This window comes from Bacillus sp. TE9106W (assembly GCF_054062215.1).
In genome coordinates, this window is sequence record NZ_JBSSFA010000006.1 from 132,574 (window position 1) to 156,872 (window position 24,299).

The 24,299-nt window shown below is 34.0% G+C and carries 30 protein-coding genes and 1 riboswitch; of the genes, 21 read left to right on the forward strand and 9 right to left on the reverse strand.

Annotated features, from left to right (window positions below; genetic code table 11):
* The first annotated feature begins 71 nt into the window (after positions 1-71).
* On the forward strand, positions 72-932 hold the full coding sequence (locus ACVWY7_RS13630; RefSeq protein ID WP_073522658.1) for a GNAT family N-acetyltransferase: 861 nt from the start codon (positions 72-74) through the stop codon (positions 930-932).
* 40 nt (positions 933-972) lie between these two features.
* Here ACVWY7_RS13630 and ACVWY7_RS13635 read toward each other — a convergent pair whose 3' ends face one another.
* Positions 973-1,533, reverse strand: coding sequence for a cysteine hydrolase family protein (locus ACVWY7_RS13635; protein WP_000434135.1), 561 nt, complete (start codon positions 1,531-1,533; stop codon positions 973-975).
* 181 nt (positions 1,534-1,714) lie between these two features.
* On the opposite strand from ACVWY7_RS13635, the gene ACVWY7_RS13640 reads away from it, so the two are divergent.
* A complete protein-coding gene (locus ACVWY7_RS13640; RefSeq protein WP_001195212.1) occupies positions 1,715-1,975 on the forward strand; it encodes a DUF6123 family protein in 261 nt (86 codons plus the stop codon).
* Between the two features lie 2 nt (positions 1,976-1,977).
* Here ACVWY7_RS13640 and ACVWY7_RS13645 read toward each other — a convergent pair whose 3' ends face one another.
* The 3 genes from ACVWY7_RS13645 to ACVWY7_RS13655 form a co-directional block, all read right to left on the reverse strand.
* On the reverse strand, positions 1,978-2,883 hold the full coding sequence (locus tag ACVWY7_RS13645; protein ID WP_000711143.1) for a DMT family transporter: 906 nt from the start codon (positions 2,881-2,883) through the stop codon (positions 1,978-1,980).
* A 13-nt stretch (positions 2,884-2,896) separates the two neighbouring features.
* Positions 2,897-3,283 (reverse strand): reverse transcriptase-like protein, encoded by a 387-nt coding sequence (locus tag ACVWY7_RS13650; protein ID WP_000573873.1) that lies wholly within the window; start codon positions 3,281-3,283, stop codon positions 2,897-2,899.
* A 69-nt stretch (positions 3,284-3,352) separates the two neighbouring features.
* Positions 3,353-4,225 (reverse strand): aldose 1-epimerase family protein, encoded by an 873-nt coding sequence (locus ACVWY7_RS13655; protein WP_073522660.1) that lies wholly within the window; start codon positions 4,223-4,225, stop codon positions 3,353-3,355.
* Between the two features lie 132 nt (positions 4,226-4,357).
* Positions 4,358-4,402, forward strand: a riboswitch (PreQ1 riboswitch).
* 6 nt (positions 4,403-4,408) lie between these two features.
* On the opposite strand from ACVWY7_RS13655, the gene ACVWY7_RS13660 reads away from it, so the two are divergent.
* The 3 genes from ACVWY7_RS13660 (at position 4,409) to ACVWY7_RS13670 (ending at position 5,886) form a co-directional block, all read left to right on the forward strand.
* Positions 4,409-4,894, forward strand: coding sequence for a QueT transporter family protein (locus ACVWY7_RS13660; RefSeq protein ID WP_001026469.1), 486 nt, complete (start codon positions 4,409-4,411; stop codon positions 4,892-4,894).
* Between the two features lie 143 nt (positions 4,895-5,037).
* Positions 5,038-5,697 (forward strand): ribonuclease H family protein, encoded by a 660-nt coding sequence (locus ACVWY7_RS13665; RefSeq protein WP_000875524.1) that lies wholly within the window; start codon positions 5,038-5,040, stop codon positions 5,695-5,697.
* A gap of 12 nt (positions 5,698-5,709) precedes the next feature.
* Complete coding sequence (locus ACVWY7_RS13670; RefSeq protein ID WP_000358801.1) at positions 5,710-5,886, forward strand: zinc-finger domain-containing protein; 177 nt, start codon at positions 5,710-5,712, stop codon at positions 5,884-5,886.
* A 33-nt stretch (positions 5,887-5,919) separates the two neighbouring features.
* On the opposite strand, the gene ACVWY7_RS13675 is transcribed toward ACVWY7_RS13670, so the two are convergent.
* A complete protein-coding gene (locus ACVWY7_RS13675; RefSeq protein ID WP_000534392.1) occupies positions 5,920-6,168 on the reverse strand; it encodes a DUF2564 family protein in 249 nt (82 codons plus the stop codon).
* A gap of 119 nt (positions 6,169-6,287) precedes the next feature.
* Entirely contained in the window at positions 6,288-6,485 is a 198-nt protein-coding gene (cspB, locus tag ACVWY7_RS13680; protein ID WP_001161727.1) for a cold shock-like protein CspB, read from the reverse strand.
* Positions 6,486-6,748: 263 nt separating this feature from the next.
* Here cspB and ACVWY7_RS13685 point away from each other — a divergent pair, with 263 nt between their 5' ends.
* The 8 genes from ACVWY7_RS13685 (at position 6,749) to ACVWY7_RS13720 (ending at position 13,290) form a co-directional block, all read left to right on the forward strand.
* The gene (locus ACVWY7_RS13685) at positions 6,749-7,477 is read left to right on the forward strand and encodes a YqcI/YcgG family protein (RefSeq protein ID WP_456523836.1); all 729 of its coding nucleotides are present in this window, start codon (positions 6,749-6,751) and stop codon (positions 7,475-7,477) included.
* Between the two features lie 138 nt (positions 7,478-7,615).
* Positions 7,616-8,248 (forward strand): LysE family transporter, encoded by a 633-nt coding sequence (locus ACVWY7_RS13690; protein WP_033681768.1) that lies wholly within the window; start codon positions 7,616-7,618, stop codon positions 8,246-8,248.
* Positions 8,249-8,267: 19 nt separating this feature from the next.
* Entirely contained in the window at positions 8,268-8,561 is a 294-nt protein-coding gene (locus tag ACVWY7_RS13695; RefSeq protein WP_000286370.1) for a hypothetical protein, read from the forward strand.
* Between the two features lie 79 nt (positions 8,562-8,640).
* Complete coding sequence (locus ACVWY7_RS13700) at positions 8,641-9,270, forward strand: sterol desaturase family protein (protein ID WP_000832154.1); 630 nt, start codon at positions 8,641-8,643, stop codon at positions 9,268-9,270.
* 223 nt (positions 9,271-9,493) lie between these two features.
* The gene (locus ACVWY7_RS13705) at positions 9,494-9,835 is read left to right on the forward strand and encodes a DUF485 domain-containing protein (protein ID WP_000817360.1); all 342 of its coding nucleotides are present in this window, start codon (positions 9,494-9,496) and stop codon (positions 9,833-9,835) included.
* Between the two features lie 2 nt (positions 9,836-9,837).
* Positions 9,838-11,388: a solute symporter family protein gene (locus ACVWY7_RS13710; protein ID WP_212113797.1), complete on the forward strand. Its 1,551-nt coding sequence runs from the start codon at positions 9,838-9,840 to the stop codon at positions 11,386-11,388.
* Between the two features lie 189 nt (positions 11,389-11,577).
* Positions 11,578-12,927 carry an aspartate aminotransferase family protein gene (locus ACVWY7_RS13715; protein WP_000850949.1) on the forward strand — a complete coding sequence of 450 codons (1,350 nt, stop codon included), beginning with the start codon at positions 11,578-11,580 and terminating at the stop codon, positions 12,925-12,927.
* Between the two features lie 84 nt (positions 12,928-13,011).
* Complete coding sequence (locus ACVWY7_RS13720) at positions 13,012-13,290, forward strand: DUF3986 family protein (protein WP_000759700.1); 279 nt, start codon at positions 13,012-13,014, stop codon at positions 13,288-13,290.
* A gap of 63 nt (positions 13,291-13,353) precedes the next feature.
* Here ACVWY7_RS13720 and ACVWY7_RS13725 read toward each other — a convergent pair whose 3' ends face one another.
* Complete coding sequence (locus ACVWY7_RS13725; protein WP_073522671.1) at positions 13,354-14,517, reverse strand: cation:proton antiporter; 1,164 nt, start codon at positions 14,515-14,517, stop codon at positions 13,354-13,356.
* A 331-nt stretch (positions 14,518-14,848) separates the two neighbouring features.
* Between ACVWY7_RS13725 and ACVWY7_RS13730 the strand changes: the two genes are divergently transcribed.
* The 3 genes from ACVWY7_RS13730 (at position 14,849) to ACVWY7_RS13740 (ending at position 18,944) form a co-directional block, all read left to right on the forward strand.
* Entirely contained in the window at positions 14,849-16,522 is a 1,674-nt protein-coding gene (locus ACVWY7_RS13730) for a ribonuclease J (RefSeq protein WP_073522673.1), read from the forward strand.
* Positions 16,523-16,619: 97 nt separating this feature from the next.
* Positions 16,620-17,450, forward strand: coding sequence for a MerR family transcriptional regulator (locus ACVWY7_RS13735; RefSeq protein ID WP_000925923.1), 831 nt, complete (start codon positions 16,620-16,622; stop codon positions 17,448-17,450).
* Between the two features lie 138 nt (positions 17,451-17,588).
* Positions 17,589-18,944: an MATE family efflux transporter gene (locus ACVWY7_RS13740; protein WP_000454047.1), complete on the forward strand. Its 1,356-nt coding sequence runs from the start codon at positions 17,589-17,591 to the stop codon at positions 18,942-18,944.
* Positions 18,945-18,979: 35 nt separating this feature from the next.
* Here ACVWY7_RS13740 and ACVWY7_RS13745 read toward each other — a convergent pair whose 3' ends face one another.
* A complete protein-coding gene (locus ACVWY7_RS13745; RefSeq protein WP_000923930.1) occupies positions 18,980-19,645 on the reverse strand; it encodes a DUF421 domain-containing protein in 666 nt (221 codons plus the stop codon).
* 160 nt (positions 19,646-19,805) lie between these two features.
* Between ACVWY7_RS13745 and ACVWY7_RS13750 the strand changes: the two genes are divergently transcribed.
* From ACVWY7_RS13750 to ACVWY7_RS13770, 5 genes are all read left to right on the forward strand, one after another.
* Complete coding sequence (locus ACVWY7_RS13750; protein WP_000727386.1) at positions 19,806-20,384, forward strand: YdcF family protein; 579 nt, start codon at positions 19,806-19,808, stop codon at positions 20,382-20,384.
* Between the two features lie 145 nt (positions 20,385-20,529).
* Complete coding sequence (locus ACVWY7_RS13755; RefSeq protein WP_000678042.1) at positions 20,530-20,847, forward strand: DUF4870 domain-containing protein; 318 nt, start codon at positions 20,530-20,532, stop codon at positions 20,845-20,847.
* Between the two features lie 274 nt (positions 20,848-21,121).
* Positions 21,122-21,856 (forward strand): oxygen-insensitive NADPH nitroreductase, encoded by a 735-nt coding sequence (gene nfsA, locus ACVWY7_RS13760; protein WP_001004542.1) that lies wholly within the window; start codon positions 21,122-21,124, stop codon positions 21,854-21,856.
* A 355-nt stretch (positions 21,857-22,211) separates the two neighbouring features.
* On the forward strand, positions 22,212-22,757 hold the full coding sequence (locus tag ACVWY7_RS13765) for a sigma-70 family RNA polymerase sigma factor (protein WP_139242225.1): 546 nt from the start codon (positions 22,212-22,214) through the stop codon (positions 22,755-22,757).
* 1 nt (position 22,758) lies between these two features.
* Positions 22,759-23,370, forward strand: coding sequence for a flagellar motor switch protein FliG (locus ACVWY7_RS13770; protein WP_139242226.1), 612 nt, complete (start codon positions 22,759-22,761; stop codon positions 23,368-23,370).
* A gap of 108 nt (positions 23,371-23,478) precedes the next feature.
* Here ACVWY7_RS13770 and ACVWY7_RS13775 read toward each other — a convergent pair whose 3' ends face one another.
* Positions 23,479-24,204, reverse strand: coding sequence for a sulfite exporter TauE/SafE family protein (locus ACVWY7_RS13775; RefSeq protein WP_001092063.1), 726 nt, complete (start codon positions 24,202-24,204; stop codon positions 23,479-23,481).
* Positions 24,205-24,299: the final 95 nt, after the last annotated feature.

Consider the following 24,299-nt stretch of genomic DNA (forward strand, 5'->3'; position numbering starts at 1 on the left):
ACAGATAAAGTGAAACATGTACAAGTTGATTCGGGAAGAATGGTTTAAAAGTCTAGATAAAGAGATGGAGAATGATTGTCTTGGAAATGAGAGTGGAGCGTCTTAAAAAAGAAAATATAGAGGATATTGTAGTGTTATCTTCCTATATTGGTTGGGATTATAATAGAGCAGAAGTTGAAACGATTTTCAACTCAGGTATTGTATATGGCGTATGGAATGAGAGAAAAAAACTGATTGCGAGCGCTGCAATTATATTATACGGAGAGGCGTTAGCATCAATAGGAATGGTAATTGTACATCCGGATTACAAGGGAAGAGGGATTGGAAAGGCGATAACGAATTCTTGCATGAATAGTGTATCAGCTCGAACTCCAATTATGCTCATTGCTACGGATGAGGGGAAGCCTTTATATGAAAAATTAGGATTTAGGTCTGTTAGTTATGTTTCTAAATACATATGTAACTCGTACAATGTGAATAATCATTGTGTAGGAAATGAAGATTATATGATGAATTATGAAGTAAGTGATTTAGAAAAAATAATAAAAATAGATGAAGATGCATTTGGAACAAATAGAAAAGAGTTTTTAAAGAAAAGAATTATGCAAAGTGAACAGTGCACTGTTGTAAAGGATAAGGAACAAAATATATTAGGTTACGGTTTAAGTATACAAACGCCAGAAAATAAAATAATAGGACCGATCGCTGCTAAAAATGATGCAATGGCAATGAGAATTGTACATGATTTAGCAAGAGGACATCATGGTAAATTAAGAATTGATGTACCAGAAGGAAAGAAAGATTTCATGAAAGAATTACAGATTATTGGTTTTCAAAAGGTTAATACACCACCAATAATGATGAAAAATAGCGATCAATTATTAAAAAGAAATAATGAGTTATATAGCATTGCAGCACAAATTTTTGGCTAAAAAAGAATCCTTTTCACGTAAGGATTCTTTTTTCGTTCATTTAATCACGATATTGGTCATGAATAGGTTGAAAAAGATTTTCCTCGACATCTCTAACAACTGAGAAATGATTAATATTATAATGACCATGGAGAATTTTATTGTGATGGTCAATAATTTGCTCTGCAGACAACACAGTAGAATCAGTTGTGGAATGACCGTTTTTAATTAATGTAACATCAAATCCTTCTACAGTTGCTGTTCGAACAGCGGTGTCGATGCAATGTTCTGTTTTACATCCACCTATAACGATATGGTTAATTTTTTCTTCTTTTAACAGTTCAAGTAAAGAAGTACCATAGAATGAATTTGTTGCGGCTTTATTAATAAGGATTGCAGACTGAGGTACTTGAATTTGATTATGTACTTCAAATCCTTCTCCGCTACCAGAAGCAACATCGATATCTCTTACGAAAACAATTAGGGCATTGGCAACTATTGCTTTCTGCATGGCTGTATTTAGTGTGGCTAATAGCTCAGTTTTACGAAAAACTTCATTTTCTTGTTCATTACCATCCATTAATTCTTGCTGTGCATCAATGATTAATAGTGCTTGTTCCATCGTGTCTCCCCTTTAGTATGAAATAAGTTCCACTGTACATATTCCTCCATATTATAAGGAAATCCTCCATTGCAAGTGGAGTATAGGCTGATTTACAAAGTTGTCAAATAAATTTCATTCTCATAGCGTGTAAAAACATGTATGATAAGAAGTGGAGAATTTTTGAGTAGGTGGGAATATCATGCAAACAGTAGAAGATTATCTTTCATTCTTACATACGAAAGGATTTAAACTATCAGAGGAAGCGCAAGGGTTTATTATGTTCGGACAAGGATATACGGGTGCATCTGATGGCATTGTAAACGCAGCAATAGAAGCGACAATTAAACATCAATTGCAGTTTGATGGCAGTTATTTTGTTGCGCTATTAGAACGATTGAAAGAAGAAGAGATTACAGATAAAAAAAGCGCTAAGGCTTTTATGCGGAAGTTACAAGCGTAACTTCACGCAGCCTGCGCTTCTTTTTTTGTTTTAGAAGGTAATTCAACGAAAACCATACCTAGGAAAATACATAGGCATCCGATAATAGCAGAGATAGAAAGTTGTTCGTTTGCAACGAGAACGCCTGTTAAGGCAGCAAAAACGGGCTCCATTGCGAAAATAATAGCTACTCTCGTTGGAGACGTATGTTTTTGTGCTGACGTTTGGATGAAAAAAGCAATGGATGTTGCGAATAGGGAAGTTAGAAATAGCGCAAATAAAAAGGAAGAATTCGTCCATAGTGCTACTGAAAATAATTTTTCCCAATCTTCAAACAAAAAGGCGCAAATAGAAGAAAACATACCGACAGCTAATACTTGCGATGTACTTAACAATAAAGGTGATATTTTTTTAGAGAAGAAGCCGTTAACAAGAATATGAGCAGCGAAAGCAACTGCACAACCGAGAACGAGTATATCTCCAATGTTTAATTGAAAAGAATCACCAGCCGTTAATAAGTATAAACCTGCTGTTGCTACCGCAATGCCAATTACGATAAAAATGGTAGCTTTTTGTTTTAAAAAAATAAAAGACAATATTGGTACCATAACGATACTAAGCCCTGTTAAGAAACCAGCTTTTGAAGAAGTTGTATAAAGTAAGCCGAATGTTTGTAAGACGTAGCCAACGCATAAAAAGAACCCAACGATTAATCCAGCGAGACTACTCTGTTTTATATGTTGTTTTGAAGCTTTTTTTGAGAAAAGTATTTGAACGAATAATAAAATAATTCCAGCGAATAAAAAGCGAATACCATTAAAAGTAAATGGGCCAACGAAAGACATAGCATTTTGAACGACGACAAACGTAGCTCCCCAAATAAAAGAGACAAATAGTAAAGCGAGAGGAGCAATCCAATCTTTTTTCACACTCATACCCCCGTTAATTTTGTAAGATAGCTTTTCTAGCTAACTCATCAGCAACTTTATTTTGACTACTTGGAATCCACTTAATAAAAAAGAGATCGAAACTTTTTATGTACTGCAGTGCTTCCTCTAATAGTGGTGCAAACATTTTATTTTTTGCGTACTCTTTTTCAACAGCTCGCTCGACAAGTTGCGAATCTGTACGAAAAGAGACAATGTTATAATTATGCTCCGTGCAATATTTTAATGCCGCAAGTAATGCGTGGTATTCTGCTTCATGGTTGGACATTGTCCCAAGGGGCAATGATAATTGTACAGCTGGTTGAACCCCTTTAATAAATACTCCTGCACCAGAAGGACCAGGATTTCCTTTTGATGCACCATCAATATATACTTCAATCAAAATGAGAAACCTCCAAATGATAAGATGATCCCCTACTTATATGTTTCTTTGCAGTAGGGGATAGGGCAATTAGCCGATTGTAATACTATAACGACATGTAAATGTTTCATTCGCTTGTAAAGATTGAATTCCTTTTTTTTCCTTGAAATCTTTTGCTGGATTTACTTCATCAGCGATCCCGTACCAAGGTTCGATACATAGGAAAGGTGCGTTCTCGCCTGGTGTCCATACGCCGACAAATGGGAATCCGTCAAATTCTACTTTTACAAATTTATTATGTTTATGAGAACGAATAGAGATTTCATCCGTATTCATATTTTCAAAAATAAGCGCATCGTTTTTAAATAGATCATATGTAAGTGGTAATTCATTCGTACTTTCAGCGATTAATTGCTTTTTATTTGAAAGGTAAGGTCCTTCTAATACACTTGTTTCTAAGCGTTCAGAACCATTAAATGATAGATGGTAATCTGTAAATGATTCGCCTTCTAATAACGGGAAATTGAAACCAGGATGCGCCCCGATTGAGAAGAACATCTCTTTTGAAGTAGGGTTATTTACTTCGTATGTTACATGAACGCTTTGTCCATCTAGCTCATAAGAAACGAGTAATTCGAATTCGTATGGGTATTTTTTTAATGTTTCTTCATTACTAGTAACGATATAAGTGATTTTCGTTTCACTTTGTTCTTTTACAGTGAATGTAAGATCACGAGCAAAGCCGTGTTGTGTTAAAGAATAAGGCTTACCATCTACGTAGTATGTATTATCTACTAATCGGCCGACGATAGGGAATAAAATTGGTGCACGGCGTCCCCAATAAGTAGAATCACCTTGCCATAAGTATTCTGTATTGTCTTCTTTTAAGCGAACGCTTTGTAATTCTGCACCTTTGTCGGATATGGAAACGATCACTTTTTCGTTTTGAATTGTTGCAGTCATGAAGTAAAACCTCCTAAATCTTTCATATATTTCATTATACGTTGTCTAAAAGAAAAAAGGTAGTTCATGATAGGAATCTATTGACGAAAGGGGGGCTACCGCGTAAAATATAATCTTGTTGCTTAAAAAACGAATAACGTGGTTCGAAACCATCCCACGTAAAAAAACTAAGGAGATTTTGTCATGAATATTAGAACATTAGTCGGTAATGGTATTTTAGCGGCATTATATATTGCTGTTTCTATGCTTATTCAGCCATTTGGCTTTACGAATGTACAGTTTCGTATTTCAGAGATGTTTAATCATCTCGTTGTATTTAATAAGAAAGCAATTTACGGAATTGTATTAGGTGTATTTTTAACGAATCTCTTTTTCTCACCTATGATCGCTTACGATTTAGTATTTGGAGTAGGGCAATCTATTCTTGCATTAGTTGCAACCATTATTTCTATGCGATTCATTAAAGGTGTTTGGGCTCGTATGATTTTTAATACAGTTATCTTTACAATTACAATGTTTATGATTGCAATTGAACTTCATCTTGCATTTGATTTACCATTTATGTTGACTTGGTTAACATGTGCAGTCGGTGAATTTGTTGTCATGGCCATTGGTATGCCTGTAATGTACTGGATTAATAAACGAGTACAATTTGAAAGATTTATGTAATAGATGAAAGAGCTATTCCTATAGGGATAGCTCTTTTTTACATGTGAGTATATTGAATATAATTCTGTGACTCTTGATAAAATATAATAAAATAAAGTGAGGCTTTCATTAGCTGAAGAAGTCTTACATAAGGGGAATCTAGTATGAAATATAAAATTCATTGGTTGTATAAAACAAAGCGCGGTTTGCAGACGGAATTAATGACAGATTATATGAACATAGAAGAAGCACTTCAATTTGCGGAGGATTTCGAGAAAACAGGAAGAGTGAAGGAATTATTATTTTACGATGAAATGGATACAGAATGGTTATTAAAGGAAATGAAAAAGCTGAGTAAACAAGTGGAGGAAGAACCCCAAGAAATACTCGTTTATTTTGATGGTGGTTATGATGTACAGACGAAAGAAGCTGGGGTAGGTATATGTGTATACTATAAAAAAGGAAATGCAAAATACCGAATTCGCCGTAATGCATATATAGAAGGCATATATGATAACAATGAAGCGGAATACGCATCATTACTATATAGCATGAATATACTCGAGGAATTAGGGATTAAGTATGAAGCGGTTACACTTCGCGGGGATTCTCAAGTTGTACTGCAACAATTGGCCGGGGAATGGCCTTGTTATGATGAACATTTAAATCATTATTTAGACCAAATTGAGCAAAAAGCGAAGCAAATGAAATTAAAACTTGTATGTGAGCCAATCTCTAGAAAACAAAATAAAGAAGCACATCAATTGGCAACACAAGCATTAGAAGGAACAGTCATTGATAGTCATAAAGAAATAACCGAATAGAGAGGTGCAACGGTGGATAAAAAGCAACTCATTACAGAGGTAAATGACTTATTAGAAACGTATTGTGAAGGATGTTTTTTGCGAGAACATAATCGAAAGACAAATAGTAAGTATTATGCTCATTCATTTTGTATCAGGCAATGTACAGTTGGAGAAACATTGAAAAAGTATGGGGAACAGTTGTCATGAAAAAACATCCAGAGAAAATTCTCTGGATGTTTTTTAGTGTCTTGCTTCGTTTAGTTGATGCTCACATTTATTTAATTTCTTTTCCTCGTTCATTAAAAATGGCTCATCTAAATCAGTTGCAACAGATTTCATAATTTCAAGCTGAGAGCGAGCTGCTTCTACAGCAGTAGTAGCGTGTTCTAATGTATCTGGATCCATTGAAATTGTCGCTGATCCCACCATTTTTTGTGCTGTTTCTACACGGAATTTCACTTCTTCAAAATCATTTACTTCTGATCCCATTGTTACTGCCTCCTTTGTATATTGCGCATTTCACATAGTTTTTGCTCTGTAAAACGGAAATATACAAAGGAATAACAAAGGAGGTTACCAAGTAAGGTAACCTCCTGTTATATGTTGGATTAAAGTTTTACTACGTTAGCAGCTTGAGGTCCGCGGTTTCCTTCAGTGATATCGAAAGATACTTCTTGACCTTCTTCTAAAGCTTTGTAGCCTTCGCCTTGAATCGCAGAGAAATGTACGAATACATCGTCAGCGCCTTCAATTTCGATAAATCCAAAACCTTTTTCGTTGTTAAACCATTTTACTTTTCCTTGCATGTTACAATTCCTCCTAAAAACATTTGCTTTTTTCATTTAGTGAAATTCATTTAAAAAGATAATATAAACTAAAAATGCTATAATCTTGAATATTCTGCTAAATGATTAATTTAAATATACACGAATTGGGAGAATTTAGTCAAGTAAGCGATTTTATTTTTTTGTATTTTTAAATAATTTTTCAGCCAAATTTTTAAATAGGTATAGGACAGGCCAAGTATGTAATAGTCTTAATTGAATGCTATACATAATGAGGTGAAAGAATGAATAAGTCTTATTTATTAGATAATGAAGGAATGAGAATGAGAACGGATATACCGAATTGGGTTGCAAAAGAATTTGAAAATTTTTCTAACGTCGTATTAGAACCAACTTTCCCATGTTATTTTGGTGTAACTGCTTTGAAAAAGAATGAACTTCGCTATTCCTTTCTATCTCATAATGATTGGAGTCATTTGCCGCATACAATGTTATCTTTTTTAGAGTTAATGAAAGAGAGACCAATTGTTAGAAGAGGCTTTTTTCTATTTGTGGAGCCGGAATATGAGGAACAATCAATCGAATATTATCGTGATTACTTTTGGAAAGTACTACAATATTTACATGAAAACGATGATCAAACGTGGCCGAAGCAAATTCCGGAAGACCCAGATCACTACTTATGGGAATTTTCATTTGGCGGGGAACCGATATTTGCATTTGGAAATGCACCAGCTTATAAACAACGAAAAACTAGGCATTTAGGAAATTCTCTCGTTATTGGATTTCAGCCGCGTACCATTTTTGATGGATTAGAAGGCGACCGTCCTAAAGGAGCATATTCAAGACAAACGGTCCGAGATCGAGTTGAAAAATGGGATCAGTTGCCGAAATATCCTAACATTAGTCATTATGGTGATCCGGAACATCGGGAATGGAAACAATATTTTATAGGGGACGATGTAGAGTCGATAAAGGGAAAATGTCCTTTTCTTCATAAGATAGAAAAGTAAGAGCCATCATCTAAATGGCTCTTTTGCATATTTTGGATAAAAAAGGGTATTTTAGTAGTATATATTTTGATGAAAGCAAGTCTATTTTCAAACATTACATCATTACGTAATAGTAAAGGAAGTAGGAAGAATAGAGCGATGTTTGGAGCGATTATACAACAAATTGTATTAGGAATTTCATTAGCGGCGCCGGTAGGTCCGATTAATATTGAAATGTTAAAACGAGGAATTGAACGAGGTTTTTGGCATGCCTGGATTGTTGGAATTGGTGGCATGACTGCAGATATTTTGTTTATGCTTCTCATCTACTTCGGTTTATCTTCTCTGTTTATGTATACATATGTACAAGCTTTTATGTATTGCACAGGGTTTTTCTTATTATTTTATTTAGGATTTCAAAGTGTAAAACAAGGAATTTCTCACTTGAATATGGAATATAAAAAGGAAGAGGTAGGCGGCCTTAAACAATCGTTTATGGCAGGTTTTTTAATTGCAATATCCAATCCATTAAATCTTGTTTTTTGGTTTGGTATATACGGAAGTACACTTAGCTCATTGCTTACGAAGGTAACGAAACAAGAAGCCTTTTTGTACAGTCTTTGTATTATCGTTGGTATTATTTTATGGAATTTAAATATTGCTTTTTCTGTCCATTTTGGCAGAACTTTATTAAAGCAAAAAGCACTTGGCTATATAACAGCCGGAGCAGGTATTATTCTAGTAGGATATTCAATCCATTTTGCATACAAAGCTTTACAGTTGTTCACATAAGATTGAAGGGGAGATTTTTATGTATCGAACCACTATTGACGGAAAAGAAATCATTATTACGTTAGCACCAAAAATCAGAAAAGAAATTACTGATAGAAATCCACTATATGAAGCGGTATTTCATAATGCAGAAAGACTATTACAAACAAAGCAACCAACGTTTGCGGTAAATCATGAAATATTTGGGCTTATAATTGGAGAGGTACAAAGAGGAGAAGTAACAGTGTTTGCGGTGGAACATATTATTCCGAAGCAAAATATATTTGGAACGAACAATTTTTTCTCGACAATAGAGCAACAGGCAAATTTGTAAAGCGTATAGAATAAGATATAGAAAAGAAATAGTCGTAACGATATGTTGCGACTATTTCTTTTGAAAAGGGGGGAGTAAGATGAAGAGGGTGGGGAAAGAGTTCTTTTTACAACATGATATCGTTATTATGTATAGTATTTTATTTGTTTTTATCATTATTTTAAAAATGCAATTTTTCACATGGATCGGTTTGTTATCCTGTTTGTTTGGTATTATTTTTTATACACTAAACGAATATATGACACACCGGTTTTTATTTCATTTAAAACCACCTAAAAACGTATTTTTATTAAAAATGCTAAGAAGATTACATTATGACCATCACGTATATCCAGATGATTTAAAACTTTTATTTTTACCTGTATGGTTTAGTATACCGAGCTTTACTATATATTTACTTATATCATATGCTATAACAAAAAGTGTTACTATTACACTTTCGTTCGGAATTGGAATGATTATTATGCTTCTCGTTTATGAATGGAAACATTATATTGCACATAAGCCAATTCGTCCTATTACTAAGTTTGGAAGATGGCTAAAAAAACAGCACATATTACACCATTATAAAAATGAAAAGTTTTGGTTCGGTGTTTCAAATCCAGTATTCGATTTCATATTTGGAACGCTTAAAGATGGAAAAGACGTTGAATTAAGCGAAACAGCTCGTAATTTAGAAAAGGAAAAAGAGACAAAAGTAGTGCGTTAAGCACTGCTTTTGTTTTAATGAGGAAAAAATAAGTAAGGTGTCACTTTATTTTGAAAAAGTATATTAAAAACTTAGGGAAAAATGCCGAAAAATGTCTATCGAAAAATCTTTGCAGGAATGTATGGATTGTCTAAAATGAAAATAAGTTTCTGAATATTTGTAAAATTTAGTCTTTAGGTATACAAGGGGGAATTGTATTTCTAGTAAGAGAGGGGATAAGAGAATGAAAAGAGATGATACGTCAGCACGTAAGTTACAAAATGAGGTGAATTATACAGAGGTTGTTCAGTCAGAAGAATTTCAATTGTTATTAAATAAGAAAAAGAAGTTTATCGTTCCGATGAGTATTTTCTTTTTAAGTTTTTTTATTGCTTTACCTATTTTAACATCGTATTCAAAGGTACTCAATACACCGGCATTTGGTGATGTTACGTGGGCGTGGGTATTTGCGTTTGCACAATTTATTATGACTTGGGCTTTATGTATGATTTATAGCAAAAAGGCGGAATCCTTTGATGAAATCTCGCAAAAAATTCTACAAAATATGCAAAAAGGGAGGGGCTGAACTTGAATACGACTGCATTTGCACTATTTTTAATTATTGTCCTTGGTACGCTCGTCATAACCTATTTTGCATCGAAAAAAACGAAAAATGCGAGTGAGTTTTATACAGCTGGAGGGGGATTAACTGGTTGGCAAAATGGTCTGGCCATTGCGGGAGATTATATGTCTGCTGCGTCTTTTCTTGGTATAGCTGGAGCGATCGCGTTAACTGGGTTTGATGGTTTCTTTTATAGTATCGGCTTTTTAGTTGCTTATTTAGTTGTTCTATACCTTGTCGCAGAACCGCTAAGGAATTTAGGGAAGTACACGTTAGCGGATATGATTGCGGCGCGTTTTGATGCGAAAAAAGTTCGCGGAGTTGCAGCGCTTAATACGATGACGATTTCAATTTTTTATATGATTGCACAATTAGTTGGGGCGGGTGCACTTATTAAGTTATTATTAGGGATCGAATATACAACATCCGTTTTAATTGTTGGTACATTAATGACAGTGTACGTTATTTTTGGCGGAATGACCGCGACGAGCTGGGTGCAAATTGTTAAGGCTGTATTACTTATGGCTGGTACATTTATTATTTCTGTTATCGTTTTCACAAAATTTAATTTTAGTGTGACTGAAATGTTCGCTCAAATGAAAACTGCTACTCCATTAAAAGATTCGTTTTTAAATCCAGGAGTAAAGTATAAGGATGGTCTTGATACGCTATCTTTAAATTTAGGACTAGTCCTTGGTACGGCAGGATTACCACACATTCTTGTTCGCTTTTTTACTGTACGTGATGCAAAAACAGCACGTCAATCTGTTGTATACGCTACGTGGTTAATTGGCGCATTTTATATTATGACAATTTTCTTAGGATTTGGGGCAGCGGCGTTTGTAGGGAATGAGGCGATTATGAAAGCAAACCCTGCTGGTAATATGGCAGCACCTTTATTAGCTAAAGCATTGGGCGGAGATTTCTTATTTGCTTTCGTATCAGCAATTGCCTTTGCAACGATTTTAGCTGTAGTGGCAGGCCTTGTATTAACAGCAGCATCAGCATTCGCGCATGATTTTTATAACGAAATTATTCGCAAGGGGAAATCAACGGAAAAAGAGCAAGTATCCATGGCTCGTTATGCGTCTATTGGAGTAGCGGTATTGTCTATTATACTAGCGTTATTTGCTCAAACATTGAACGTAGCATTTTTAGTTTCATTAGCATTTGCAGTTGCAGCCAGTGCAAACTTGCCAGTTATATTATTTACAATATATTGGAAGCGTTTTAATACGACAGGTGCCATCTCGGGTATGATTGTTGGTCTTGTATCAGCCATTGTTCTCGTAGCGTTAAGCCCAAATGTTTGGAGCCCTGTAGCTGGAAAAGCTATATTTGTTGGGGAAGCGATCTTCCCATATACGACACCTGGAATTATTTCGATCCCGCTCGGATTTCTTGCAGCATATTTAGGAACCGTGTTATCTAGTAAGAAAGAAGATGCGGCGAAATTTGATGAAATTCTTGTGAAATCAAATACTGGTCATGGTATTAGTGATGCGTCTTCGCATTAAAAAAGAGGAGCTTTTCGATAGATAAGAAAAGCTCCTTTTTCTTTTGTCCTTTTCTTGTAAATAATACTGCTTTGTAAGTAGGATTTGTCTTAATTTTGTGGAATGAAAATAGCAGGGAGAAATTTAAATCATCATGGCACCAGCGCAGCTTTTGTGAAAAATAAGTTGTTATGGAAGGTGGAAGAAATGATGAAAACGAAACAGACTGATGAATTATTAGCAAAAGATGAGCAATATGTTTGGCACGGAATGCGTCCCTTTAGTCCAAATAGTACAATGGTAGGGGCAAAAGCAGAAGGGTGCTGGATTGAAGATATACAGGGAAAAAGATATTTAGATGGTATGAGTGGTCTTTGGTGTGTGAATAGTGGATATGGAAGAAAAGAACTCGCAGAGGCGGCATATAAGCAATTACAAACATTATCATACTTTCCGATGTCACAATCGCATGAACCCGCTATAAAGCTTGCAGAAAAATTAAATGAGTGGCTTGGAGGGGAGTATGTTATTTTCTTCTCTAATAGTGGTTCGGAAGCGAACGAAACAGCTTTTAAAATAGCAAGACAATACTATACGCAAAAAGGTGAACCACATCGTTATAAATTTATGTCACGTTACCGCGGGTATCATGGGAATACAATGGCAACGATGGCAGCAACGGGACAAGCACAGCGTAGATATCAATATGAGCCATTTGCTTCAGGATTTTTACATGTAACGCCGCCAGATTGTTATCGTATGCCTGGAATAGAAAGAGAGAACATTTATGATGTCGAATGTGTAAAAGAAGTAGATCGGGTCATGACATGGGAATTAAGTGAAACGATTGCAGCTTTTATTATGGAACCAATTATTACGGGCGGAGGCATTTTAATGCCGCCACAAGACTATATGAAGGCTGTTCATGAAACGTGTCAAAAACATGGTGCCTTGCTCATTAGCGATGAAGTAATTTGCGGTTTTGGACGTACAGGAAAGGCATTTGGATTTATGAATTATGATGTGAAACCAGATATTATTACAATGGCAAAAGGTATTACGAGTGCGTATTTACCATTATCAGCAACAGCTGTGAAAAAAGAAATATATGAAGCATTTAAAGGAAAAGGAGAATATGAATTCTTCCGTCATATTAATACATTTGGTGGAAATCCTGCGGCTTGTGCATTAGCGCTTAAAAACTTAGAAATTATGGAAAATGAAAATTTAATTGAGCGATCTGCACAAATGGGTTCGCTTTTATTAGAGCAATTAAAAGAAGAAATTGGAGAACATCCACTTGTAGGGGATATTAGAGGAAAAGGTCTACTAGTTGGAATCGAACTAGTAAATGATAAAGAGACGAAAGAGCCAATTGATAACGACAAAATTGCAAGTGTCGTAAATGCTTGTAAAGAAAAAGGTTTAATTATAGGGCGGAACGGTATGACAACAGCAGGATATAATAACGTCTTAACGTTAGCACCACCGCTTGTTATTTCAAGTGAAGAAATTGCCTTTGTTATTGGAACGTTGAAGACAGCGATGGAACGTATTTAATGAATAGAGCGAGCTGTAATATACAGCTCGCTTTTATTTATGAGGTGAAATATGATAAATTTTCAAAGAGAGGGGGGATTTATTATGAAGAAATATGATTCTAGTCAACATTATCACATCGGATATTATGAAGATGGATATGATTTAGAAGTGACGGCGTACAAAAGAATAAATGAACCAGTTTGGGATGCTTATATTCCGCACTATGAGGTAAACGATTTTTATAAGAAAGTGGAGGAAATGAAATTAGGTGAATATATAGATAATTATGGCATTATGGTGTATTCATTTAGTAATGATATTGATGATGATGAAGCACGAATTATTTTTGAAAAATGGTTAAAAAAGAACAGGATTGTTTAAAGATAAAACAAAAAAGGAGATTGCTATCTTATAAGATAGCAATCTCCTTTTTTTATATGAAACTTATTTACTTGCTTTCATTGCTTTATCTTTTGCACCAAAAGTGTATTTTAACATTGGTGGTGTAATCATTGTAGTTAAAATAACGACAATAACAATTGCTGTAAAGTAATCTTGTGCTAGTAGTCCAGAAGAAAGCCCTGTACCTGCGATGATAAGTGCAACTTCACCGCGAGAAACCATTCCAGAACCGATAATTGCAGAAGACTTAGCGTCAAATCCAGTCATTCGTGCACCTAAGCCACAACCGATTAGTTTCGTTAATACAGCGATTACTGTTAATGCTAAGATGAACCAAATTTGATCGCCAATACCGTCAAATGTAATATTCATACCGATACTTACGAAGAACACTGGAACGAACATAGCGTAAGCGATTGGTTCTACTTTCTTTTCTACTTCATGTTTGTAGTTCGTTTGAGAAATAGCGATACCAGCTGCGAAAGCACCGATAATACCAGCAATTCCTAATAATTCGCCGAAATATGCGAATGAGAAACAGATGATAAGAGCCGCGCTCACGATAGACTCAGATACGCGTAGTGGTGATAACCAGCGCATAATCGCAGGAACACCTTTCCATCCGATTAAAATAATAGAAGCGAAGAATACAACTTTCTTCAAGATAACCATTGTTAAGTTAACATCGTCTGTACCTAAGAAGCTCATTGCAAATGCTAATAGAATAACAACAAGAATGTCATCAAATACAGCTGCGCCAAGCATAGTTGTACTTTCACGTGTTTTCATCTTGCCTAAATCGCGAAGTGTTTGAACGGAAATACTAACACTAGTCGCACATAGAAGTAATCCTAAAAATACAGCATTTCCTTGTTCCATTCCGATAATAAGACCAGAAACGTAACCACCTACGAATGGAAGAATGATACCTCCAAGTGCAACAGCTAAAGAAGAATTACGATTTGCGTTTAATTCCTCTAAGTCTGTTTCAAGACCGGCCATAAACATTAAAAGAATAACCCCAACATTACTTAATTGTGTTAGAAGTTCTGAATTTTCAATCCAACCCAATACAGCTGGACCGATAACGATACCGACAATTAATTTACCGAGTACAGAAGGCTGGCCTAATCTAACACTAAGATCACCAGCAAGCTTTGTACTTAATAAAATAAGTGCAATTTGAAAGAAAAATTCGAATTCCATCGGATCCTCTCCTCATCATTTTTATTTTTATCATACGATTTCTCGGAATTTGCCTAATGAAAATATGTAAAACCCATTAAACAAAAGGTCTGATTACAAGTTCTTTTGAACTCGTAATTTGAACCTGTAATTAATATATAATAGATTTTACAAAAAATCAATGAAAAAATGGGAGCTTTTTTACGAAGAACTTGTGTTATTGGGGATATAGGTATAAGAGTAGCATGTGAATTTTATATGTATGAAATAGTATGAAGTCCTTTTCTATTACAAATAATAAAGCCTAAATACGATTTCACGAATTATAACTGTGAAAGGGAGGGCATATAATTTGAAGTCATTAAAAAACAACTTGTCTATCGTTGCTTTAGGCGGAGTAAATGAAATAGGGAAAAATATGTATGCTATTCAATATGAAAATGATATTGTCGTTATTGATTGCGGATCTAAATTTCCAGATGAAAGTTTATTAGGAATTGATTTAATCATTCCAGACGTCACATACTTACAAGAAAATAAAGAAAAAATTCGCGGATTAGTAGTAACGCATGGACATGAAGATCATATTGGCGGAATACCATATTTTTTAAAACAACTAAACGTACCAATCTATGCGACGAAGTTAACGTTAGGTTTAATTGAAATTAAATTAAAGGAACATAACCTTCAAAATGATACAGAATTAATCGTTATTCATTCAGAATCAGAAATTGATTTTGGTTCTATTAAGACGACTTTTTTTAAAACGAATCATAGCATTCCAGATTGCCTCGGTATTGCTTTCCATACACCAGAAGGTACTGTAGTACATACAGGTGATTTTAAATTTGATTTAACACCAGTAAATAACCAACAGCCTGATATTCATAAAATGGCTAAAATAGGTAGTGAAGGCGTGCTAGCTTTACTATCTGAAAGCACAAATGCAGAACGACCAGGATTTACTCCATCAGAAAGGTCGGTAGGGGAGCGGATAGAAGAAATATTTATGAAAGCAAATAGGAAAGTGATTATTTCTACTTTTGCTTCTAATGTGAATCGTGTTCAGCAAATAGTTGAAGCTTGTATAAAAACAAATCGAAAACTGGCTTTGCTCGGGAGAAGTATGGTAAATGTAGTAGAAGTTGCTCTAGAGAAAGGGTATCTAAATATTCCAGATGGTATGTTAATTGAAGCAAATGAGGTAAATCGTTTAGATCCAAAGCAGGTAGCAATCCTTTGTACAGGAAGCCAAGGAGAACCAATGGCAGCTTTAGCGCGGTTAGCTAGTGGAAACTATAGGCAAGTGGATGTTTTACCAGAAGATACGGTTATTATAGCGGCAACGCCTATTCCGGGAAATGAACGTAACGTTTCACGAATTATAGATAATTTATTCGCATTAGGAGCAAAAGTAATTTACGGATCAGGTAGTTCGACTGGAGTACATGTATCCGGTCATGCATACCAAGAAGAGTTGAAATTGATGCTCACTTTAATGAAGCCAAAATATTTTATCCCTATTCATGGAGAATTTAGAATGCTACATCATCACAGTTTGTTAGCAGAATCAATTGGAGTTGAAAAAGAGAATATTTTTATCGTTCGTAATGGAGATGTTGTAGATATAAGTAATGAAGTGGCAATTCAATCTAGAAAAATACAGGCAGGAAATATATATGTAGATGGATTAGGAATTGGTGATGTTGGAAATGCCTTATTACGTGATCGAAAACAACTTTCAGAAGATGGAATGCTCGTTATAGTTATTACTTTTAATAAAGCGGATGGAGATATAATTTCAGGTCCGGATATTATATCTCGTGGATTTGTCTATGTTCGTGATTCAGAAGAATTTTTGAAGGAATTAAATAAATTAGCTGTTATTACGATTAATAATTTAAAGAAAGAGAAAGTGAATAGCTGGGGTATTTTGAAAAGAGAAGTAAGAGAAGCTTTAGGGAAGTATATATATACGAATACGAAAAGAAAGCCGATGATCCTTCCTATAATAATAGAGGTGTAATAATGAATAAAAAGAATTCTCGTATGGGAATTCTTTTTTTGTTTTGAAGATAAAATGAACATATAATGAAGTAAATAGGAATGGAAGGGAATAAAAGATGTTATTAAATAAACGTTTTACAATTGGAGAAATGGCAAAAATGCATAATATAGCGGAATCTACTTTACGTTATTATGATGAAAAAGGAATATTTCATCCGTCCATTGTGGACCCACAAACAAATTATCGCTATTACACAATCGATCAATTTTCACTATTAGATACGATAAAATTTTTACGCCAATTAAATATTCCATTAAAGGAAATTAAGAAATATATTGATGAAAGAAATCCAGCATACGCACTGAATTTACTGGAAAAACAACAAGAAATGATGTTGAAAAAACAAAGAGAAATTGAGTACGCTTTGGCGAAAATGGAGCATAGAATTCATTTGATTAAGGAAGCCACAAAAGCAAAAGCTGAACAAATGGTAATGAAAGAGATCCCGCGGCGAAAAATTACAGCAATTGCGGTTGCTCCAAATACAACGGACGATATGTTTGAGTACTACATTCATTCGTTGCAAAAAAATATGAGGCAAATGGATGATAGCTTATTTTCTGGAGATATCGGTGTAACTGTTGCGAAAAAAGGATTAATGCAAAATGAGTTTCAAGCATATAGCAGTGTGTTTATTCTTTTGGATTACATGCCTTTTCAAGTACATCGTTCAGATGAAATTAAAGAAGGTATGTTTGCCTGTGTATATCATCATGGGCCATATGAAGAAACTGATGAAACATATAAGAAGTTAATGAAATACATTGATCAAGAAGGATATGAAATAGACGGAGATGCGATTGAGATTGCATTGATTGATTGGTCTGTAACAGAAAATCCAGATGAGCAAGTAACAGAAATTCAAATTCCTGTAGTGAAAAAATAAGGTGAAAACCTTTGAACTGATGACAAATTTACATTCATTAATATAATTCAGTTACCTATTTTTTAATTCTCTCTTGACCTTCAAGTTACTTGAAGGTTTAAACTGTGAACAGAGCATTGAAAAAAGGAGCAAAATAGTATGGAAGTAACAGAAAAATTAAGAGAAAAACCAATTAAAAGTTTATTTATTACTTATTTAATACCAGCCGTTCTCGGAATGGTATTAATGTCAGTTAATATTGTGATTGACGCGGTTATGATTAGTAGGGGAGTTGGAGCGAACGGATTAGCAGGAGTAAACGTGGCTATTCCAGCATTTTCAATTTTCTTCTCTATTTCATTATGGATTGGAATGGGCGGGGCAACGTTATATTCCATTGCGCTAGGTGAAAATAAAATAGAAAGAGCAAGGTCTATTTTTACTCAATCGATGACAGTGGCAGTCATTATCGTAGGTATTTTAGCAGCGATTTGCTTATGGAGAATAGAAGATTTAGCGTATTTATTCGGTGCAAATGAAGTGATTTTACCGTATGCGCTAGATTATTTACACGTGTTATTAACATTTGGAATGATATACGTTTTAGAAAATATTTTAAGTACATTTATACGAAATGATGGAAATCCTAATTTAGCAATGGCAGGTCTTGTTGTAACAGCTATATTAAACATAGTGTTTGACTATATTTTTATTTTTATTTTTGGATGGGGCGTAACAGGAGCTGCTTCAGCAACTATTCTTTCGGCAGCAATTGGTTTCCTTGTATTATTAACGCATTTCTTTAGAAAAAGTAGTATTTTAAAGTGGACGAAATTCCATTTTGAATGGGATACGATTAAACAAATTATGATAATCGGTTTTCCGAGCTTTATAACAGAAAGTACAGTGGCAATCGTAACGATTGGTTTTAATATAGCATTCGTTCAATATGCAGGAGAAGTAGGAGTAGCTTCCTATGCGATGGTAAACAGCATTCATGCTATGACATTACTATTATTCTTCGGTGTAGGTGCTGCATTGCAACCAATTGCTAGTTTCCATTACGGTGCAAATTTATCAGAAAGATTACGTGAAGGATTACAGTTTGCTGTGAAAATTGCAGTTGTACTTGGCGGCGTTGCGATAATTGTCGGATTATTCTTCGGGAAATATATTATTGGGCTATTTGATGTCCAATCTCCACAATTATTGGAGTTAACATTAACAGGTATTAGTTTGTTCTTTATCCAATACGTATTTTTAGGCTATAACATTGTGTATGGAGAGTACTTCCAATCAGTACGACAAACGAAGAAATCAATACTGATTATAATGAGCCGAGGGCTACTATTTATTATTCCATTATTATGGATTATGCCAAAGTTATTTGGGATAAACGGAATTTGGCTCGTTATGCCAGTAGCTGAAGTAATAACAGCGATTATCTTATTTACGATGAATCGTATGAAACATCCTGTTCCATTAAACATGGCAGGAGAGAAGGAAGTAATATAATGAAGAAAATCCCCTTGAGCAAGTAAGGGGATTTTTTATTTTTTTAAACTAATAGCAAAAGATCCATCAATTTCTTGAACAGAAGCAAAGGCAACATTTTTAATGTTTGTAATTCCTTTTTCTTTTAATTCTTTATATAACCACTTTTCGTCCTTATGAATTAACTTTAAGTTATCGTATTGAATTTGCGAATCAACAATAAGGGCAATTGGTAATCCCGCATACTTAACATCTATGTTCAAATCTTTCGGAGTTAATGGGACAAGTTCACGCTTTGGTAAAATACTAATGGCTCCATTTGCTTCTAAAATAGCGTATTCAATTTCATGAACACTTGGGTATCCTGCGACGCGAAGGTTAGAAAGTAATTCAGCAATGGGATATCTACTTTTTTGTAAGTTCTCAAAAATAATGTCACCATGTTTAATTAAAATAATGGGGTGCCCGAGAATAAAACGATTTAGTTTGTTGAATAGGCTTAATTTTGTAAGGATTAAATGCAAACATGTAATAACGACCATACCGAGAAAAGCTTGCAAAGCACCAGAGACTGGTATGGCCTGAAAAGCTAAATAAGATAAAAAGATAATAGCACCAAAATCATGAGGAGTTAGTTGTGCTAAAGCTGATTTACCAAGCATCTTAAGTGATAGTAAAAATAAGATAAAAAAGAACGATACGTTACATAAAAAGAGAAGCAATAGAGACACTCCTTCGTGCAAAGTTGTACTTACTGTTCCCGAAAGGAATATAAATATTACTTTTTAGAGGATAAATTAGGGTGAATTGGAATTTGTCTGTATACAAACAAATAAATGGATATTATCATGAAAGAAGCAAAGAACATAGGAGTATACGGATATGAAAAAAAAGAAAATAATTAAGTATATGATAGGAATTATAATGGTTTGCGCCGTTTATATGGGGTTTTTACAATATAACATTTATAAGCACGGGCAAATGAATGCCACCTATGATGCGGATTATATCATTGTATTAGGCTCGAAAGTAAACGGAACGAAACCATCGTACTCATTGCAATATCGTATCGATAAAGCAGCTGAGTATTTGAAATCACATGAGAAAGCAATTGCTATTGTGTCTGGAGGGAAAGGAAAAGGAGAAGATATTTCAGAAGCATTAGCAATGAAAAATGAATTAATGAAACTAAATATTGCAGAAGACCGCATTATTATGGAAGATAAGTCAACGAGTACAGATGAAAATATAAAATTCTCAAAACCTTTAATTCCGGACAATATGAAAAAAGGAATGATCGTAACAAACGATTTCCATATGTTTAGAGCGAAAAAAATAGCAGCAAAACAAGGTTTACAATTAGAAGGTCTTCCGGCCGCAACACCGAAGCGAATTGTCATTCCATCGAATATACGAGAGTATTTAGCTATTACGCAATATTGGTTTATGAATCGAATATAGTGAAAGTGATCCCGCCTAGCATTCTAGGCGGGATTTTTTGAGCGAAATCTTACAAATGTGTCATGTTCATGAAAGGTAAAGCGATAGTTTCTAGAGTGGATTCCTGACATAATGAAGGTAACAAAACTATTTAGAGGTGAATCGGATGAAAGGAAATAATATATTATCTTCACTATGTTACTTTAGTATCTTTTTTGCGCCATTTTTACTACCAATTATCGTGTACTTCGTTGCGGAAGATGAAGTGAAATACCACGCGAAAAAAGCATTTTGGTCACATATTTTCCCGTACGCAATCTTATTCGGAGGATTAGCAATATCAGGAATATACGGTTTAGGATTCAATCAATCTGACGGTGCTGGAATTGGAATGATGATCACATATGCAGTGTTCATTCTTGTAGGAATTTACTACTTTATTTGGAATATCGTAAAAGGTGTTAAAGTATTGAAAGCGGCGTAATAAGATAAGAAATAATTTGGTGTGAGTTTGTCGTTATTTGTCGGTAAGTCGATATTCCTTGTCGAATCGACGATATATTCGAAAAATCGTTGATATAGTGTAAGGAATCGTTGATATATTTAAATTATCGTCGATATAATTTCATTTACCGTATTGATAGACGTTTTAAAAAAGGGCAATTCAAAAAGAATTGCTCTTTTTGTGCTTATAAGTTGTGAATATTGAAAAAGATATGTTAATTTCTCATTAGGAAGAGAAAAAAGGAGTGATTTTCATGAATGAAATGATACATAAAATGGAGCAACACGTTTCAGTTCGTAAATATAAAGAAGAGTCCATTCCGAAAGATGTAGTAGAAAGAATGGTGCAAGCTGGGCAGCATGCTGCGTCCTCTCATTTTGTACAGGCCTATTCTGTTATATATGTAACCGATCAAGACTTAAAGGCTAAACTAGCAGAGTTGTCTGGAAATCGACATGTGAAAGATTGCGCAGCATTCTTTGTTTGTTGTGCAGATTTAAAACGACTTGAAATGGCATGTGAAAAACATGGTACAGAGATAAAGCATGAAGGAGTAGAAGACTTTATCGTAGCAACGGTAGATGCTTCACTTTTTGCGCAAAACTTAGCGTTAGCAGCAGAATCGTTAGGATACGGTATTTGTTATATTGGTGGTATTCGTAATAATCCGAGAGAAGTGAGCGAATTGCTTCATTTACCGGATAAAGTATATCCTGTATTCGGAATGACAGTCGGTGTACCAGATGAAGATCATGGAGTAAAACCACGCTTACCAGTAGCAGCAATCCTTCATGAAAATGGATATGATGAAAAGAAATATGATGAATTATTAAATGAATACGATGAAACGATGAGCGCGTATTATAAAGAAAGATCATCAAACAAGAAAAGCGTAACATGGACGGAATCAATGAGTTCGTTTATGTCTAAAGAAAAAAGAATGCACATGAAAGAGTTTTTAAATGAGAAAGGATTAAATAAGAAATGAGTAAAGAGGCAAACCTGTGATGTAGGTTTGCCTTTTTTGGAGGAGAAAGGTGATCGTCTTCGAATAAATATAAATGAAGCAACTCAATTTATTTAATGAAGCTGAAGCGAAGGAGAACTTGCAATATTTTAAAAACGTAACAGAGATTTGTGATGGAACGTTAGTATAAATAAATAGTTTAATTGTTAATACCTAAGTTTAGAATGTAGATACTACTTTCTGAACTTAGGTATTTTGTTTGTTATCATATACATAGAAATAAAAATTAATAATTTTTTACAAAAGTGATAGAAAATGAGAATGAAATGCCAATAGTAAGTAAAGGCAGCTGCTAAAGGGGAATTGAGGAAGGAAGATGCTTATGATTTTCAATTCTGAAGAGGATTTAATTATAGCTATGAAAAAACGCGATCAAGATGCTTTGAAAGAAGTGATTGATCAATATGGAAAATTAATTTTGTACATTATTCATAAATCATTAAGTACCCCTATGGAGAAACAATATGTGGATGATTGTTATAACGATGTATTTACTGTCATTTGGTTTCATATCGATCAATTTGATATAGACAAGGGGAACTTAAAATCTTGGATGATTGGTATTACTAAATTAAAGGCACTGGAATATAAAAAGAAAGTATATAAAGAGAATAAAATCGATAAAGACGTAGAAATAGATACAGGTGTCCATGATAGGTATGAAATAGAACAAGAAGAAGAGATTATGGAAATAGTTCAAGATTTAAATAAGAAAGATCGATATATTTTTTTAAAGAGGTATATTGATGGATATTCCATTGACGATATTGCGAAAGAATTAAAAGTAACGGTGGATTACATATACAATCGAATTTCTCGTGGGAAGAAAAAAATTCAAAAACTGTGGAAAGGGAGTGTGTAATATGGATAAAAGATTATTATCTATGTTAAATGAACTCCAATATTCAGAGGAAGAGATTACACGTTTAGAGAAAGAAGCAAATGAGTCTATCAATATAGATAAGTATTATGTGAAAAACGGGGAGTTATTGAAGAAATTAACGATGCAAATGTTGGAAGAATCAGTTCGTAAAGAGTTACAAGAAGGAGAAAAAATCGAATATGAAATATTAGTGGAAGAAGGAAGTCTTGTAAATTCTAAAGTTATACCGAATATATTCACGGCAGGTGCTACCTTTTACTATTACATTGTTTTAACAAATACAAGATTACGAATTAAATCGTTAGATTGTTATTTCAAAAAAATAAATGAGTACAATGTGCTAATTAACTCAATTCAAGCAGTTTCGCGACATAAAAAAATGAAGAATGTATATGGAATTACTATAGATAATAACTATATACAATTAGGAAGTACCGAGCATGAACAAGAATTGAAAAACGTAATTGAGAAGCTAAAACAACGTGGAGTGAAAGAAGAGAGATATAAAGATTTTGAAAAAGGTTGGCTGATTTTTTTCAATGTGTTTGTAATAGCGATAGGTGGGCTTCTAGTTTTAAAATATTTAATTTGAACATAAAAAGCGGCATAATAGCCGCTTTTTTATCGTTATCATGTTTAAAAATATAACGACGATACTTCATTTAAAACCCATCTGTTATGGCACAAACTAAAGCACCTTCTATAACAAATGCAAACTTTCAATAAGAAGATATATACCTGTGCAGCTCAAAAGAATATACGTAAATATTTTGAAAATCCGTTGATTAAGCCATTTGAAAATAATTTGACCTATATACAAACCTAGAAATACGATTGGAATAGCGTAAAAACTTGATTCCCAAATCGTTTTGTTTGTGCCAGTAAAGAGTATTTGAGTTAGTAGGCTAATGAAATATATAAATAGATAAAAAGCTAAAGTAGTTGCTCTTAGCTTCTCTTTTTTCGTATCAGTTCCTGTAAAGTACAGTAAAAGGGGTGGTCCCGGCATACCGATACTTGTTGTTAAAAGACCTGATAATCCGCCCACTAAGAAATCTCTAGATTTTGTTGATTGAATCTTAAAGTTACAGATTAGCATTAATGTTAATAGTAAGAGCAGGATGCTAATTGCTAATTTAAACGTGTTGATGTTAATGGAAATGAAAATGAAAATACCAAAAGGAACACCAACTATACTTCCGAAAATTAATCTTTTCAGTAGAATAAAATCAATGTCCATTCTTATTTTCCAAATGAGTGATATAGAAATAATTAATGATAAAATAATATTTATTTGTATAGCTTCTTGTGGTAGAAATAACATGAGTAAGAAAGGTGTTGCCATAATAGAAAAGCCAAAACCTGTACTTGTTTGTAAAATAGAAGCTACTAATATAATACATATGAAAATGAATATAGTATTCAAAAAAGCCCTCCTACATAATTAGATCCAATACATATTTTAACATAAAGTGGGGGATCTTACTGCTATTTAATGTGGGATAAAAAGCGGCATAATAG

Bases quoted from the DNA above. Each gene is read 5' to 3' on its own strand.
- ACVWY7_RS13660 (WP_001026469.1), top strand. From the start codon at position 4,409: ATGAATATTAGAACATTAGTCGGTAATGGTATTTTAGCGGCATTATAT.
- ACVWY7_RS13675 (WP_000534392.1), bottom strand. From the start codon at position 6,168: ATGGGATCAGAAGTAAATGATTTTGAAGAAGTGAAATTCCGTGTAGAA.
- ACVWY7_RS13765 (WP_139242225.1), top strand. From the start codon at position 22,212: ATGCTTATGATTTTCAATTCTGAAGAGGATTTAATTATAGCTATGAAA.
- ACVWY7_RS13700 (WP_000832154.1), top strand. From the start codon at position 8,641: ATGAAGAGGGTGGGGAAAGAGTTCTTTTTACAACATGATATCGTTATT.
- ACVWY7_RS13635 (WP_000434135.1), bottom strand. From the start codon at position 1,533: ATGGAACAAGCACTATTAATCATTGATGCACAGCAAGAATTAATGGAT.
- ACVWY7_RS13685 (WP_456523836.1), top strand. From the start codon at position 6,749: ATGAATAAGTCTTATTTATTAGATAATGAAGGAATGAGAATGAGAACG.
- ACVWY7_RS13715 (WP_000850949.1), top strand. From the start codon at position 11,578: ATGAAAACGAAACAGACTGATGAATTATTAGCAAAAGATGAGCAATAT.
- ACVWY7_RS13735 (WP_000925923.1), top strand. From the start codon at position 16,620: ATGTTATTAAATAAACGTTTTACAATTGGAGAAATGGCAAAAATGCAT.
- cspB (WP_001161727.1), bottom strand. From the start codon at position 6,485: ATGCAAGGAAAAGTAAAATGGTTTAACAACGAAAAAGGTTTTGGATTT.
- ACVWY7_RS13630 (WP_073522658.1), top strand. From the start codon at position 72: ATGATTGTCTTGGAAATGAGAGTGGAGCGTCTTAAAAAAGAAAATATA.
- ACVWY7_RS13705 (WP_000817360.1), top strand. From the start codon at position 9,494: ATGAAAAGAGATGATACGTCAGCACGTAAGTTACAAAATGAGGTGAAT.
- ACVWY7_RS13690 (WP_033681768.1), top strand. From the start codon at position 7,616: ATGTTTGGAGCGATTATACAACAAATTGTATTAGGAATTTCATTAGCG.
- ACVWY7_RS13720 (WP_000759700.1), top strand. From the start codon at position 13,012: ATGAAGAAATATGATTCTAGTCAACATTATCACATCGGATATTATGAA.
- ACVWY7_RS13750 (WP_000727386.1), top strand. From the start codon at position 19,806: ATGAAAAAAAAGAAAATAATTAAGTATATGATAGGAATTATAATGGTT.
- ACVWY7_RS13755 (WP_000678042.1), top strand. From the start codon at position 20,530: ATGAAAGGAAATAATATATTATCTTCACTATGTTACTTTAGTATCTTT.
- ACVWY7_RS13695 (WP_000286370.1), top strand. From the start codon at position 8,268: ATGTATCGAACCACTATTGACGGAAAAGAAATCATTATTACGTTAGCA.
- ACVWY7_RS13640 (WP_001195212.1), top strand. From the start codon at position 1,715: ATGCAAACAGTAGAAGATTATCTTTCATTCTTACATACGAAAGGATTT.
- ACVWY7_RS13655 (WP_073522660.1), bottom strand. From the start codon at position 4,225: ATGACTGCAACAATTCAAAACGAAAAAGTGATCGTTTCCATATCCGAC.
- ACVWY7_RS13740 (WP_000454047.1), top strand. From the start codon at position 17,589: ATGGAAGTAACAGAAAAATTAAGAGAAAAACCAATTAAAAGTTTATTT.
- ACVWY7_RS13770 (WP_139242226.1), top strand. From the start codon at position 22,759: ATGGATAAAAGATTATTATCTATGTTAAATGAACTCCAATATTCAGAG.
- ACVWY7_RS13665 (WP_000875524.1), top strand. From the start codon at position 5,038: ATGAAATATAAAATTCATTGGTTGTATAAAACAAAGCGCGGTTTGCAG.
- ACVWY7_RS13725 (WP_073522671.1), bottom strand. From the start codon at position 14,517: ATGGAATTCGAATTTTTCTTTCAAATTGCACTTATTTTATTAAGTACA.
- nfsA (WP_001004542.1), top strand. From the start codon at position 21,122: ATGAATGAAATGATACATAAAATGGAGCAACACGTTTCAGTTCGTAAA.